We start from the raw sequence: 12,483 nt of genomic DNA on the forward strand, positions 1-12,483 counted from the left end.
ATTGCAAATGAATTTCCGGGTTGATGATTGCTCTTTTTCAAACCGGCTATGGTCAAAACGGAAATCAAATCAATATAGGGTTTCTGAAAGGGTTATAACCCAAAATACATTTACCTGGGTCAGATATTGTATAATTTCGTATCTTGAAGTGAACATTGTCAATACTCGTTATGCCCAATATTTACGATCATAAAAGAGACCGCGTTGTTGCAAACAATTCCAATGCAGATAACATTTCTGCTGCTGCTAAAAGCTACCCTGCAGTTACTCCATCATTATCTTCAACGCAGGACCAGCCTGTTTCTACCTTGGATGCACGCAGTACAAATGCTCCTTTTCAATTAAAAAATACGGGTGTTGTCCAGCTGAATAAAAAATGGATGGACTATAACCATATGTACTTTTCTGAAGATTTTACAGCAAGGCATTTATCGTTTAGTAGCCTTGATGCAAGGGTTAGATCAGTACAGCGTGGATTAAAAGATGGACTGGATGAGTCTACGGTAATAGTGGCAGATGATAGCAAAAGGTGGGCATTACTGAATGACTTTTCTAAAGATTATAATAACGAGGAGCATGACAAAAATGATAACATTGTATATTCCAAGTATAGATTTACGGTAGTTGCTACTACTTATATTGGTGATCATGAATATGCACTTGGAACATGTCATGAGTATGATACGCAGGAATATGAGCAGGTGATGGTAGTTGGTGGTGTTGGATTAAATGATCAGTACTTTGGACAAATCGGCCATTTGCATTATGCAAAAGACGGTACGCCTAAAGGAATTAAATACCGGACAAAGGTTTTCGCTAATAGCAATGAGTGGCTAATTCCTATGGACGGGAAGTAACTATTTACGCAGTAATATTCTAAACGTAGTGCCTTTATTTATTTCCGAAGACTTCACAGTAAGCCTTCCTTTATGATATTTCTCAATAATGCGTTTCGCTAAGGAAAGCTCTAATCCCCAGCCGCGTTTGATAATTTGTCCCCTTTTTCTGCGGGCGAAGAGGGACAAAGTTCGAACCTGTTTGCACAAGATCTGAATAAAATTATAAATTGTCTGAAGGATTGGGTTCCATAGCATATTCCTATAACGATGGATCAGTCAAAACTCATTACTAAAATTAACAGCTACATTCTCTTCAAATTAAATTCCATGGCCAAAATGTTGTCGTATTCATTTTCTTCAAAGCTGTAGCTTTCGGTTTTACCATTTGCTATGGACTTAATAAAACCTCTGAATAGGATTTTTTTGCCTAACGGATTTTGTAAAACAACCAGCAAATTTTGCACGAAAAATGAATCGGCATGGGTTGAATTGAAATAGTTGGCAGGTTTGAAATCAATCCATCTTTGCGGATGCAAATTAAAAGAATAGAGGTGCCTCCATTCATTATTGATTAAGCTTTTCAGTAAATATTCATTGTCAGCTGTTTTCATTAATGAAAAGGTTTCGGACCCTTGTTTTTCCTCCGATTCAAATGACGATAACTTTAAGGGTTCCCTAATTCCGTCACCTCCAAAACCCAAATCTATCAGATATTCTTCATTTTCAATGGTCGCAATAATGGCCATGTGAGTTCTGGGATTTTCAACTGGAGTTATTAAGGGACGTGCAGCAACAAATATATAGGGAACTCCTATTTTTTGAAGGGCTAGTGCAAATAAACCATTCACTTCATAACAATATCCGCCACGTTTGCGGCCAATAATTTTATCTACAATATCGTCCCCTACCAATGAAATGGTTTTGCGGTCTTGAACATCTAAGTTTTCAAAGGGAATACTAAACAACTGGCATTGCATCATTTTACTGATAGATCCAATGTTTAAGTGGACGTCGCCAATAAAATGAATTCTATCCAGGTAGCTTTGTAATTCAAAATTGCTCGAATCTATGTGGTTAGGATAAACTGTAAACGCGTTCATTAGACTATAAAAGGTTGTTTTAAAAGTAAAATATGGTGAATAGCATATTCAATAGCGGCGGACAAACCATCGGATACTGAACAACTCCTCCAAAGGCCATATTTGTTGTTGTCATGGATTATTGATATTTAACAATACAAATATCTGTAATAAAAAGATGCTGTTTATACACTCAGGTTAATTAATGTTTACCTGCAATCACTTCTTACTCAGTTTATGCTCAACCCGGTTATCCTGTGACTTTTAACTTCTTTTTTATAACCAAAACTCTCAAAGGAGAGAAAGTGGATACGTTTTACCTGATTGCGTACTGAGAAAAAAGGTATCACCGCTGATAAAAAATAAGGCAATTACATACCTGTTTAACCCCTAACTGAAAAAAACGAAATTAGAAATTGGCAAGAAAATGCAAGAAAAATACATATTTAATATAAAACTAATGGATGCAAAAATTGAGATGCAAAAATATTTGATAGACTTGGCTGTCAAATTAATTCAAGATGGGTATTGGGTGGAAAAAGAAAAGGACAAACTTACCAAATTAATTTTGTCAGCTACTATATCAATAGATGAATTTGCTACGATAGTGGCAGAGAAATTATTTCATATGCTTGAAGAAAGCATTAAGGAAAAAAAATTTGATGATCTTTTCGATGGATATTATGAAGAAGATGATAGTATTAACGAGATGTGCGCCGATCTCGAAGATCAGCAATCATTTTTTTAAAACCTTCTTGATGTATTGTATCGTTTTTTCGGAAACCAATAGGTTTATTATTACTCCCTTGCGTTAAAACAAAAAAGGTATGGAACACTTCCTTTATATGCGGTAGTAATAGTTTTTTTACTTGAAGATAAGATAAAGTGGTTTTGATCAACATTGATGATTCCTCGTTAGAATTCATTGTACATTTAGCATCTAATAAAGTTTTAGCTATATCCCGCCTTATTTTTTCAGAATCCTTTTTTACCCTACGGTCATAAGATAAAAAGTAATAATGGGATTGTTTTTTATTTTCTACGTCAGGTTTAATTGCATCAGTAAATTTTGCCATAAAATATAAGGGGTTAGAAATTAAAGATGCTTTAAATTAGTATAAAATACGCAAACTTACACCGCTTCAGACCCTCTTTTTCACAAATCAATTAAGCTACAGTATTTAATAATTAGCCACACTAAGAATCAGGCTTTTACGCATAGATTTTTAGATAAAAAAAGGCTGGTTCTTCAACCTATGGTTTATATATTTAAGTATATAAATCATAATATGTAAATTATTAAATATGAGTAATTTAATTAGAATTTCTGATGATTTTAACAGCCCTGAAGCCTGTATGAATTATCTCGCAAAAATGCGATGGAACGGTAAAATAAAATGCGCTTTTTGTGAACATGATAAAGTTTACGAATTGAAAGGTAAGTATAAACGCTATAAATGCTCCAACTGTAGAAAACAGTTTTCAGTTACAAAGGGGACTATTTTTGAAAACAGCCCTATTCCGCTACAAAAATGGTTTACAGCAATTCACATTCTTTCAGCCCATAAAAAAGGTATTAGTTCAATTCAGCTAGGTAAAGATTTGAAAGTAACACAAAAGACGGCCTGGTTCATGACACAACGAATCCGATATACTTTGAAAACAAGATCATTTAACAAAATGGATGGTGTTATCCAATGTGACGAATCTTTTATTGGTGGCAAAAATAAAAACAGACACGGTGATAAAAAGGTACCTAATACGCAAGGTAGAAGTTTAAAAACTAAAACGCCTGTATTCGGCATCATGCACAGCACAGGAGTTATATACACTCAGGTAATTCCTGATACAAAAGCAAAGACGATAAAGCCTATCATCAAAAACCTAATTGAAAGTGGATCTATCATTGTTACCGATGAATGGAAAGCATACAGAAATATGCCTGCCGATTATATGCACATTGTATTACGTCATACTGAGGAGGAGTATGCCAGAGGCGCTTTCCACAATAATACGATTGAAGGATTCTGGTCGCAGCTAAAAAGAGGAATCTACGGAATTTATCATCATGTTAGTCCAAAGCATTTACATAGATATTGTGATGAATTTTCTTATCGTTACAATACTCGAAAAATGAAGGATGCGGAAAGGTTTGAAGATACGATGGAAAAAATCAGTTGTAGATTAACTTATAAAATGTTAACCCAATACTGATCGGCGTAAAAAACAGAAGTTCTTTGACATATTTAAAAACAAAAATTCAGTTGACAGGCTTAATGATTACTGCGGAACGGAAAATCTATAACAGAATAAAATCTGTATTGGACGGAAGAAATATCACATATCATACAATGGCTAGTAAGTTAAACATATCAATGGATACACTGTTGGATTGGTGTTTGAATAATAAACAGCCATCGATAAAATCATTGTACAAAATTGCCGATGTTTTAAAGGTTAGTGTTTGTCAATTGTTAGTTTAACAAAAGAAATTTGATTAATGGAAGTAAGAGACGGGAAATTCTATATCTCAATAAGCAATGATGACCCTGAAAAAATCATCAATTTGGAATTAGACAATGATTCTGATACTATTTGGATTTTAAATTCAACTGGTGAACTATATTCAACTACATTATGGAGTATTCTAAATGATTTGGAAACGAGAATGAAAGATGCTGAACAGAGTGGGAATTGTATAACCATTCCTTTTGATTAAAAAGAAATATGTCAGTTAGAAAAGCAATTTTTTGTCAACGTTTTTATAAACAATTTTTGTCAGTTTTGTTCTCAATTCAGCTATTCCGGATTCAGAAAAAGATAGGCTTTGATCCATTGTAAAGCGACTTCTTATCTTATTATTGTACAAGCCAAAGTTTAACATTTTACCTATATCAAAAGTAGAATAGTTTTTCATGTACTCATCTGCGAGAGCATTAAAATCTGCAACTGCATTATTATATTGTTCGACAATTTTTTCTGGTGAAGCCGCTATAATAAATTTAAGTAAGTAACCTTGTTTTTCTTGATCAAACTTCTTAATATATGCCATATGTTTTCTTTAAAACTCTTAATTTAGTACAAAATAGGCATTCATACAAAATTTTTATAAAATGGTTGAAAAAGATAAACTTACCCAACTCATAACAGAAAATCATTTTTCTGCTTTTGAAGAAGCAATGAAAAAAATACTCAGCGTTCCTAAATCAGAAGTAGACAAAGCCATTGAAAAAGCTAAACAGGATAGAAAAGCAAAAAAATCCAACAAACAATAATCTATTCATATTCCAATTTCATATCTAAATCATCAGCCTGCGTTTTAAAATCATTAGCCTTTCTCACAAGGTATCTAGCAGCAAAGAACCAGGGCACTCCTGAAATGATTCCAGCAATCGTTGCCTCTGCATCTCCTGAAAATACCATGCAAAATGATGTTCCTGATAACAGGTAAAACGCTATCCCCATCATCTTCCAATCTTTAGCTTTTCTATGAAGATTGTCACGTCTTAAACGTAACTGTTCAGATTCGCTTATTTTTTTCTCAGCTGGCAAATATTGGGTAATATTTTTTTGGAGGCCTAAAACTTGTTCATTGAACAAATCCAGTTTTTCTGTTTGGTTTTGTGTAAAACCAAGAACGTGTTCAATGATTGCTTGGATAGTACTTTTAATTTTTACTTGGAAATCTTCAACTGTTGATTGAAGATTTTTAGCATCTGAATAATTACTAAATGAAACTGCTGTACCACCAATGGCAGCAAGGTTTGCAAATAAGGAAGAATTTTTACCCATTGTTCCACCAACAACAGAACTGATCACACCTGCAAATAAATTTAAGGTCATCTGTCTTTTTGCTTCTGCATCAGCAGCTAGGCCAATGATATAGTATTGATAGAGAGTTTTAATTACCTCAAAACTATTATCAATAACAAATGTTTCAACATCGTCAATTGCAGTAGGATCAACAGCCTTAGCTTTTTCAAAACAGTAAAATACTTCTTCAATTGTAGAATTGGATTTTAACAAAAGACCATATTTAGATACACCTAAGCCACACCATGCGATTGAACTGTTTGGAGATGTTTTTAAAATTGATAGGTATTTCTGGTCAGCTTCCACGAAACGCTTGCCTGCTAAGGACAATTTGGCTAAATCTAATTCGAGAGTTAAAGCATCATTCATAATAAAAAGTATAGATAATGAAAATGATAAAACCAAAAATGAGCCAGGTAGAATCTACCTGGCTTTTCCTTATTTAACTTTAGAAACAGTCCTTACACTACCATTAGGATATTGAGCTTCTGCAATTCTTCTAGCCTCAATGTCGGAAGATGCTTCAATAATTGGGGTAAGGGTGCGAGAAACACCATGGTTGTCTTTGATTACAACCATTACGGAGAATTTGTGTGTAGTTGCCATTGTTTGAGGTTTTTATGTTTCAAATATAATACACATACCTGTATGTGTGAAATATTTTTTAGGACGATGATTCTTTGTGGATTAAACCAAACGTACTCATGGCTGATCCGCTACATAGTCCTATTGAACAGTATATTATTGATAAAGTGAAGGAGAAAAGAATAGAAAAAGGCTATTCTCAAAAAGAATTAGCCTACATGCTGGATGTTTCAATTGGATTCATTGGTGACGTGGAAAACCCGAAATACAGGGCAAAGTACAACCTTAATCATATAAATGAGCTGGCTAAGATATTTCAATGTTCACCTAAAGATTTTTTGCCAGAAGTACCTTTCATATGATATATTTTATCAATGTAGCATCAAGTATTTTACTATAATTTTAGATTATGATCTACGATTCGTAGAGCAGTTAACTGGATTTTTTTGTTTCCTATTTTGATTGACAGGTTTTAACATGCAAGGGAATTGTTTTTTTAACATAAAATCTTTGACCTCAACAAGGTTTTAAAACTTAAAAAATCTTAAGAGTATGAACTATTATTTTCTTTCTTATGATCGTCATAATGATGAAGTTGATTCTGAACAATTGAGGAGGAGTTTAATCACCACTTTTTTGGAAGCTGGTTGTATATTAGATTCAAATGAAGAAACCGCTATTTTTATCAATACATCTCAATCCATTGAAGAAATAGCTTCTTTATTGACTGGATATAATGATCACATGTTCTATACACTTATTGTTACACAGGAAAAGGGATATATCTATAAAAATATTGAACATCAGGAAAATTTTAAATCTTTGGTTGACGAGATTTATAACAAGATTTAAAATTTTCAAACATTTCTAAAAAATCATTTTTCATCTTTTCCAAACACTTTTCTTTTTCTTCGATAGTCATTTCTTTTTTTAGAGAGGACAAGTCCACTTTTTTCACTGAAGTTATTTTACAATTTTCCATTAATTATAGTATTTATAATTATTTAAATATTGGCTAAATCTTCAAATTAAACTAAGGAGGATATTTCAAAAGACTTTCCCAGAAAAACCTTTGTAAAAATTTGGAAGTAGTTGGAGATGTATTTACTTTCAATGAAGTATAAATAAGAAAATCTTCGATTAATTGTAATATGATTATTTATATATGTAGCCAATTGGCTACTGATAAATTAGTGAAGGGTTAAACAGGTATGTAATTGCCAAAAATAATATAGTGAAAAAGCAAACAATCATTGTTGCCGCCGGCTCGGTATCGTCACCATAGGAGCGGCAACTACGCTGGACGAAGCCATAGCACTGGAGTCAACTGGAGTCGATATGATCATTTTTAAAAATAGCTATTTACAAAAGATCGAAAGTGTTACTGGTACTAGTAATTTTCGGTTACCAGTTGACCCACAGACCAATAAAGTGCTTAATTTGAGTTTTGATTAGTGCTGATAGTTTAAATGAAGAAAGTGATGTAGAAGTAAATTGTAACTTAGTAAATGAACGTTAACCTGAGTAAAGTAATATAAACTGACCGGGGGATATTAAAGGGAAATCCTAATCGACTTAAAATAGAAAACCCGCGACTAGCAAGGGTTTCTGGTGATCCTTGCGGAGAGAAAGGGGCTCCAATCGAACACCTAATCCCATTTTTGACGTTTTTAGATAGTTTGAAAATATAGAAATCCTATAATCAATCAGCTTATTATTTGCCAAAGAGCTTATCGAAAAATGGCATATGCCTATTTTTTGCGTACTCTAAAAGTTTCGAAAAAGTCATAACTTCAATGTGAAGATTTTTTTTAGACTCCATTTTATAAAAAGCTCCAAATGGTGTTTTCTCCCATCCTTTGTCAATATTAAATTGTTCTAATAAAGGCGGCAAAACGTCAATTATTACAAAGCCAAATTTCGGCGTCTCTCTTTTTATTATTACATGTTTCCCTTTATAGTTTTTCTTATCTGAAGGGTATAGAAAATCATCAAAATAAGGTTCAATTAATTCTGAGAATTCCCAACGATAATCTCCTTTATTTTTTTGGTGCGCTATTTCGCATGGCCGTTTAAACTCAAAAATAACCATTGAATTTAATTCTCCATTGCTTTTATCTCCGAAGCTGATTGGATTGTCAAACATCATAGGCTTGTCCACTAAGCAGATTAAATCAGGCTCCTAGCTACTTTTCTTTTGTGAAAACGAGGTAATTGATTTGTCGGAAGCAATGAATTTATATGCCAGGAAACGCTCGTCTAATAACCATAGATTATGCATTTCATATGCCACTTCTTCATTATTAAAACCCAACGGAAATATAATATTGTGAATATCCTCCTCTAATTTATATTTCCCCTCACTGTCCGCTTCTGAAAATTTATCAAACAGGTCAATAATAGCCTTCCTGCGCATCATGTAATCAGCTAAACTGTCTACATCGTAAGCGGTCTTTTCTTGAATGTCTTTCTTAATTTTTTGAATAGTGTCTTCATTGATTTGCTTATTATTGATAAAATCCTGCAATTTACCCTCTACGGTTTTTCTCGCGTGATATGATATTCGATATAAGTGTTCTTCTTTCTTATCATCAGTTAAGTTAGGAGGGATAGTTTTTAAAATATCCGTATTATTCCGGAGACTCTTATCCCTCGGTGCCTTTTCATCAATATAAGTTTGCAGTTCGGTTTGGCTATTTAGGGATGCCTCTTTAATGTGATCATCGTATTCCTCTTCAAGTACATTTACTAAAGCTGATTCGATTTCATCAAATGAAATCTGCTCCTCAAATTGAAATAGGCTGCTTTCTTTTTCTTGTGGTATTGCAAAGCCATTTCTTGTTTTGTAATTTTTGTTGTTTAAATAATCAGATACTAAATAAACTTCTAAAAAATAAGCTTTATCTCCTTGAATAATGGGATAGCTGAAAAGACTGTTAACCCTGCCTATGCTTTTTGGTTGCCCGACTACGCGCGAGTTAGCGCAATAATATATGTAATGATTTTTTCTATTATTTTCTTTCAGCACCTTGGTAATATAGGCTCTAAAGGTATGAGTACCTACCTGAAAAGTTCGTTCTTTTTCTTGTGATACCTGTTCAATAAATCATTGATTACTTCGCCTATATTATTATCTGCATCAAAAATTCTGATCAAGGGCATTTGCCCGCTCAAATAATAGATAAGACAATGTGTAATGGATGTCATCCTTTTCTTTGCTTAGAGGCCGAAAACACTCATCACATCTCATCTAAATAGGGATTACGGTGTTGACAATCTTTTGTCTTCCCAATCAATAATTAGTTTTCTTTTTACAAATAGCCATTGATTATTTTGACGGGTATAAGTATCATAATAGCGAATAGCTTCGGTTAGTAATATTCTTTTTCCATCTTCAAAAAAGATATGATGGGCAAGACATTGGACAATCCCGGTTGTATCATCCCCGAATTTGATCGAGTTCTGCCCGTTAAGGTGAAACGTCATATTGTATTTTTCTAGGCCCTTGAACGCTTCTTCTAATTCTTTGCGCCCTTTCAATACGACAATAGGCTTACTTGTATCGGGCTCTGACCGATAAATTTCCAACGTACCATTTTCAACAAAAAGAGCCGCCTGCCGTTGAGCTTTAGTCCTGTCCGCGTAATATGCAAAACTGTCAATTAACTCGCGTATAGCAATGTCATTTCTGAATTCATTTGAATTTAGTCGCCTTACGGAATCCAGGACGGACTGCGATTTTACAGAAAAAGTCTGTGTTATAAATAACAGAGTGATTGTTACATTTTTCATATAGTGGATTTGAATTTGCCGACCGTTAGCTTTTATATATCAGTCCGGATCATTAATCTATTGATGATTTGTTAAGGAAACTTTCAATCATTGGTATAACAAAACTTGATTCGTTAGATTTATTTTGTAATGTTGTTATTTCCCCAATATATTCACCGTGTACACCTGGAATGATAGCTAATTCTGAATTGGCAATTTGTCTATGAATTTTTAAATTACGCCCAATATAAATGTCTTGCTGTTGTCTTTTTCTTTTGGCTTACTTGATTGTCCGAAAACGAATATTGTTGAAAAAATAATGTCAAAATTATAAATCCTCTTATAATTTTTTTGTCAATGTTTATATTTTCGTTTGTTTCAATGACCGCTAATATCCTGTTAGGGGTTCGTTGTTATTGTCTGTCCACTGTGTAATTCAGTTCAGTTACCCCACAAGTAAATTGTCTGGTAGTCAATAGGTTTAGTTTTATTTTGTCTTTGATGTCTACAAACAATGGAATGCCTCGTCCAAGAATAATTGGATTAACAAATAGCCAGTAGCCATCAATTAAGTTCTGTTGAATAAGTGAATGTGTGGCTGTCGGGCTACCAAAAAGCAAGACTTCTCCACCTGCCTGTTGTTTTATTTCGTTTATTTTATCCGAAAGGTTGTCGCTAATAATTGTTGTATCAGCCAAGCCCGCGTCTTTCATTGTTTTCGATAAAACAACTTTGTGAATTTTGTTATACCACTTTGAATGTTTAATGTCATGCTTGGTCGCATCCGGCTTGTCTCCTGCGGTAGGCCAGTAATTTTCCATCATCTGGTAAGTTACTCGTCCGTATAATGCCGTATCGGTTTCGCCGATCCGCTTACCGACATGATCAAAAATTTCTTCACCAAGTTTGATCCAGTTCATCTCTCCGTTCGGTCCTGCTACAAAACCGTCAAGCGATATGTGCATAAATGAAATTATTTTTCTCATATTTTCTTTTTTTTATTATTATTTATGGTTTGTTACTTTCTAATATTTTAATATAGTTTTCAAGTCGATTTAAAGTCTGCTTACCACTTTCAATGGCATTTACCTTTCTGTTTAATTCTTCAATAATTGCTTTTGACTTAAATATTGACTTCAATGTCAGTAATGTTTTTCCTTCAACTTCTTCAAATAAAATTGAAACTGTGAAGTTATAATCTTCGCTTTCCCCAAAATGTTTATAAGATAAAAGGGAAGGTTTTATTACTTCCACGTACTCAATTTTGTTATCAAAATCCTGTCCCCAACCATGCATAATAGAGTCCAAAATTTTGCCTGTTTCTACATTCATTGATTTTATAGTTAGCGAAAAACCATCTGGCCCCCACCATTCTTTTAAATGTGCTGGAGTCGTCCACACTTCCCAAACTAAATCCCTTGGGGCATCAAGAATCTTTGTATGTATAAGAATGTTCTCTTCTTGTTTGAATGTATTATATTTTTCCATTTTTCTATTTCTTCTTTTTTTGAATTTTAGCCAGATAGCTTTCCAATGAGTCAAGTTTATTGTCCCAATATTTTCGATATTGATCTACCCAATCTGTGACTTCATTTAATTTTTCGAGTTTAGCTTCGCAATATCTTTCTCTACCTTGTTGTCTGATCACAATAAGACCACAATCATTAAGGAATTGTACATGCAATGAAACTGCTTGTCGAGTTATATCAAACTCCTTTGCAATAGCATTAACATTGAGTGATTTCCGAGCCAGCATACCTATAATTTGCCTACGAGTTGGATCTGCTATTGCCTGAAAGATGTCTCTTGTTTGTGTCATTATGCGCAAGTTATTTCTTGCAAATATATGCGCAAGTTTTAACTTGCGCAATTTTTTTTGTACTTTTTACTAATTTTATTTATGGAAACCGAAAAAATAAGTTTAAATAAATGTATGAGAAACCAGCTATTGTTATACTGTAAAGCATCGTTCCTCGCTTTTCCTCGTCCGTTCACGAGCGGAGCGAAGGGAACGGACGTAAAGTTCGATTCGCTCCTTTACTTACGGGCATAAAAAATGCCCCGCAATTGCGGGGCAACATTTGATCTGGCGGGCTACCGGGGACGAAGTTCGAACCTGTTTGAAGATAATTTGTCTGCAATTCAGGTTTTTATTAGTGAATTTATTGATAAATATATATAGATAATAAATAATATATTTGTGGGCTTGTTTTCCTTGAAATAATAAACATTAGTTTCTCTTCAGAGAGACGATCTGTAGAGTAGTTTTATATTAACGACCATTGTTGTCCGGGTAAAATTGACATAAAATACCCTGCATCACTTTGTGAGTAAGTGATACAGAAGAAAAAAACATTGTAATAAAATCGGGGGAGCTCCCCCCGATTTTATTATGG

At 33.7% G+C, this 12,483-nt stretch carries 19 protein-coding genes; 8 read left to right on the top strand and 11 right to left on the bottom strand.

Annotated features, from left to right (window positions below; all coding sequences use genetic code 11):
• Positions 1-170: 170 nt before the first annotated feature.
• Positions 171-857 carry a hypothetical protein gene (locus CLV51_RS08460; protein ID WP_106527522.1) on the top strand — a complete coding sequence of 229 codons (687 nt, stop codon included), beginning with the start codon at positions 171-173 and terminating at the stop codon, positions 855-857.
• 284 nt (positions 858-1,141) lie between these two features.
• On the opposite strand, the gene CLV51_RS08470 is transcribed toward CLV51_RS08460, so the two are convergent.
• Positions 1,142-1,939 carry an arylamine N-acetyltransferase family protein gene (locus tag CLV51_RS08470; protein WP_211301952.1) on the bottom strand — a complete coding sequence of 266 codons (798 nt, stop codon included), beginning with the start codon at positions 1,937-1,939 and terminating at the stop codon, positions 1,142-1,144.
• Positions 1,940-2,345: 406 nt separating this feature from the next.
• Here CLV51_RS08470 and CLV51_RS08475 point away from each other — a divergent pair, with 406 nt between their 5' ends.
• The gene (locus tag CLV51_RS08475) at positions 2,346-2,666 is read left to right on the top strand and encodes a hypothetical protein (RefSeq protein ID WP_106527523.1); all 321 of its coding nucleotides are present in this window, start codon (positions 2,346-2,348) and stop codon (positions 2,664-2,666) included.
• Here the strand turns inward: CLV51_RS08475 and CLV51_RS28880 are convergent.
• Positions 2,620-2,994 carry a hypothetical protein gene (locus CLV51_RS28880; protein ID WP_146151249.1) on the bottom strand — a complete coding sequence of 125 codons (375 nt, stop codon included), beginning with the start codon at positions 2,992-2,994 and terminating at the stop codon, positions 2,620-2,622. The two genes, CLV51_RS08475 and CLV51_RS28880, sit on opposite strands and share 47 nt — an antisense overlap.
• Positions 2,995-3,223: 229 nt before the next feature.
• Between CLV51_RS28880 and CLV51_RS08480 the strand changes: the two genes are divergently transcribed.
• The 3 genes from CLV51_RS08480 (at position 3,224) to CLV51_RS08490 (ending at position 4,637) form a co-directional block, all read left to right on the top strand.
• Positions 3,224-4,132 (top strand): IS1595 family transposase, encoded by a 909-nt coding sequence (locus CLV51_RS08480; RefSeq protein ID WP_106527524.1) that lies wholly within the window; start codon positions 3,224-3,226, stop codon positions 4,130-4,132.
• A gap of 62 nt (positions 4,133-4,194) precedes the next feature.
• Positions 4,195-4,401, top strand: a complete 207-nt coding sequence (locus CLV51_RS29895) for a helix-turn-helix transcriptional regulator (protein ID WP_106527525.1) — start codon at positions 4,195-4,197, stop codon at positions 4,399-4,401.
• A 17-nt stretch (positions 4,402-4,418) separates the two neighbouring features.
• Positions 4,419-4,637 (top strand): hypothetical protein, encoded by a 219-nt coding sequence (locus CLV51_RS08490; RefSeq protein WP_106527526.1) that lies wholly within the window; start codon positions 4,419-4,421, stop codon positions 4,635-4,637.
• A gap of 15 nt (positions 4,638-4,652) precedes the next feature.
• On the opposite strand, the gene CLV51_RS08495 is transcribed toward CLV51_RS08490, so the two are convergent.
• Entirely contained in the window at positions 4,653-4,970 is a 318-nt protein-coding gene (locus tag CLV51_RS08495) for a hypothetical protein (RefSeq protein WP_106527527.1), read from the bottom strand.
• Positions 4,971-5,031: 61 nt separating this feature from the next.
• On the opposite strand from CLV51_RS08495, the gene CLV51_RS29055 reads away from it, so the two are divergent.
• Positions 5,032-5,193, top strand: a complete 162-nt coding sequence (locus CLV51_RS29055) for a hypothetical protein (protein ID WP_158266957.1) — start codon at positions 5,032-5,034, stop codon at positions 5,191-5,193.
• A 1-nt stretch (position 5,194) separates the two neighbouring features.
• Here the strand turns inward: CLV51_RS29055 and CLV51_RS08500 are convergent, their stop codons facing one another.
• Together CLV51_RS08500 and CLV51_RS29060 are read right to left on the bottom strand one after the other, a co-directional pair.
• Complete coding sequence (locus tag CLV51_RS08500) at positions 5,195-6,100, bottom strand: hypothetical protein (RefSeq protein ID WP_146151250.1); 906 nt, start codon at positions 6,098-6,100, stop codon at positions 5,195-5,197.
• 69 nt (positions 6,101-6,169) lie between these two features.
• On the bottom strand, positions 6,170-6,337 hold the full coding sequence (locus tag CLV51_RS29060; protein WP_158266958.1) for a hypothetical protein: 168 nt from the start codon (positions 6,335-6,337) through the stop codon (positions 6,170-6,172).
• Between the two features lie 98 nt (positions 6,338-6,435).
• On the opposite strand from CLV51_RS29060, the gene CLV51_RS08505 reads away from it, so the two are divergent.
• Both CLV51_RS08505 and CLV51_RS08510 read left to right on the top strand, forming a co-directional pair.
• On the top strand, positions 6,436-6,678 hold the full coding sequence (locus CLV51_RS08505) for a helix-turn-helix domain-containing protein (protein WP_106527529.1): 243 nt from the start codon (positions 6,436-6,438) through the stop codon (positions 6,676-6,678).
• A gap of 190 nt (positions 6,679-6,868) precedes the next feature.
• Positions 6,869-7,168 carry a hypothetical protein gene (locus tag CLV51_RS08510; RefSeq protein ID WP_106527530.1) on the top strand — a complete coding sequence of 100 codons (300 nt, stop codon included), beginning with the start codon at positions 6,869-6,871 and terminating at the stop codon, positions 7,166-7,168.
• An 862-nt stretch (positions 7,169-8,030) separates the two neighbouring features.
• Here CLV51_RS08510 and CLV51_RS08515 read toward each other — a convergent pair.
• From CLV51_RS08515 to CLV51_RS08545, 6 genes are all read right to left on the bottom strand, one after another.
• The gene (locus CLV51_RS08515) at positions 8,031-8,477 is read right to left on the bottom strand and encodes a hypothetical protein (RefSeq protein WP_146151251.1); all 447 of its coding nucleotides are present in this window, start codon (positions 8,475-8,477) and stop codon (positions 8,031-8,033) included.
• A 21-nt stretch (positions 8,478-8,498) separates the two neighbouring features.
• Positions 8,499-9,344: a hypothetical protein gene (locus CLV51_RS08520; RefSeq protein ID WP_106527532.1), complete on the bottom strand. Its 846-nt coding sequence runs from the start codon at positions 9,342-9,344 to the stop codon at positions 8,499-8,501.
• Positions 9,345-9,577: 233 nt separating this feature from the next.
• Positions 9,578-10,108: a nuclear transport factor 2 family protein gene (locus tag CLV51_RS08525; protein WP_106527533.1), complete on the bottom strand. Its 531-nt coding sequence runs from the start codon at positions 10,106-10,108 to the stop codon at positions 9,578-9,580.
• 392 nt (positions 10,109-10,500) lie between these two features.
• Positions 10,501-11,073: a dihydrofolate reductase family protein gene (locus CLV51_RS08535; protein WP_106527534.1), complete on the bottom strand. Its 573-nt coding sequence runs from the start codon at positions 11,071-11,073 to the stop codon at positions 10,501-10,503.
• A gap of 22 nt (positions 11,074-11,095) precedes the next feature.
• Entirely contained in the window at positions 11,096-11,575 is a 480-nt protein-coding gene (locus CLV51_RS08540) for an SRPBCC domain-containing protein (protein ID WP_106527535.1), read from the bottom strand.
• A 4-nt stretch (positions 11,576-11,579) separates the two neighbouring features.
• Positions 11,580-11,906: an ArsR/SmtB family transcription factor gene (locus CLV51_RS08545; protein WP_106527636.1), complete on the bottom strand. Its 327-nt coding sequence runs from the start codon at positions 11,904-11,906 to the stop codon at positions 11,580-11,582.
• Positions 11,907-12,483: the final 577 nt, after the last annotated feature.

The sequence above is a fragment of the Chitinophaga niastensis genome, from assembly GCF_003014755.1.
Lineage (GTDB): Bacteria > Bacteroidota > Bacteroidia > Chitinophagales > Chitinophagaceae > Chitinophaga > Chitinophaga niastensis.

Coding starts and splice junctions, on each gene's coding strand:
- CLV51_RS08500 (WP_146151250.1), bottom strand. CDS start 6,100: ATGAATGATGCTTTAACTCTCGAATTAGATTTAGCCAAATTGTCCTTA.
- CLV51_RS08510 (WP_106527530.1), top strand. CDS start 6,869: ATGAACTATTATTTTCTTTCTTATGATCGTCATAATGATGAAGTTGAT.
- CLV51_RS08475 (WP_106527523.1), top strand. CDS start 2,346: ATGCAAGAAAAATACATATTTAATATAAAACTAATGGATGCAAAAATT.
- CLV51_RS08505 (WP_106527529.1), top strand. CDS start 6,436: ATGGCTGATCCGCTACATAGTCCTATTGAACAGTATATTATTGATAAA.
- CLV51_RS08495 (WP_106527527.1), bottom strand. CDS start 4,970: ATGGCATATATTAAGAAGTTTGATCAAGAAAAACAAGGTTACTTACTT.
- CLV51_RS08490 (WP_106527526.1), top strand. CDS start 4,419: ATGGAAGTAAGAGACGGGAAATTCTATATCTCAATAAGCAATGATGAC.
- CLV51_RS08545 (WP_106527636.1), bottom strand. CDS start 11,906: ATGACACAAACAAGAGACATCTTTCAGGCAATAGCAGATCCAACTCGT.
- CLV51_RS08480 (WP_106527524.1), top strand. CDS start 3,224: ATGAGTAATTTAATTAGAATTTCTGATGATTTTAACAGCCCTGAAGCC.
- CLV51_RS08535 (WP_106527534.1), bottom strand. CDS start 11,073: ATGAGAAAAATAATTTCATTTATGCACATATCGCTTGACGGTTTTGTA.
- CLV51_RS08525 (WP_106527533.1), bottom strand. CDS start 10,108: ATGAAAAATGTAACAATCACTCTGTTATTTATAACACAGACTTTTTCT.
- CLV51_RS08470 (WP_211301952.1), bottom strand. CDS start 1,939: ATGAACGCGTTTACAGTTTATCCTAACCACATAGATTCGAGCAATTTT.
- CLV51_RS29060 (WP_158266958.1), bottom strand. CDS start 6,337: ATGGCAACTACACACAAATTCTCCGTAATGGTTGTAATCAAAGACAAC.
- CLV51_RS28880 (WP_146151249.1), bottom strand. CDS start 2,994: ATGGCAAAATTTACTGATGCAATTAAACCTGACGTAGAAAATAAAAAA.
- CLV51_RS29895 (WP_106527525.1), top strand. CDS start 4,195: ATGATTACTGCGGAACGGAAAATCTATAACAGAATAAAATCTGTATTG.
- CLV51_RS08540 (WP_106527535.1), bottom strand. CDS start 11,575: ATGGAAAAATATAATACATTCAAACAAGAAGAGAACATTCTTATACAT.
- CLV51_RS29055 (WP_158266957.1), top strand. CDS start 5,032: ATGGTTGAAAAAGATAAACTTACCCAACTCATAACAGAAAATCATTTT.
- CLV51_RS08460 (WP_106527522.1), top strand. CDS start 171: ATGCCCAATATTTACGATCATAAAAGAGACCGCGTTGTTGCAAACAAT.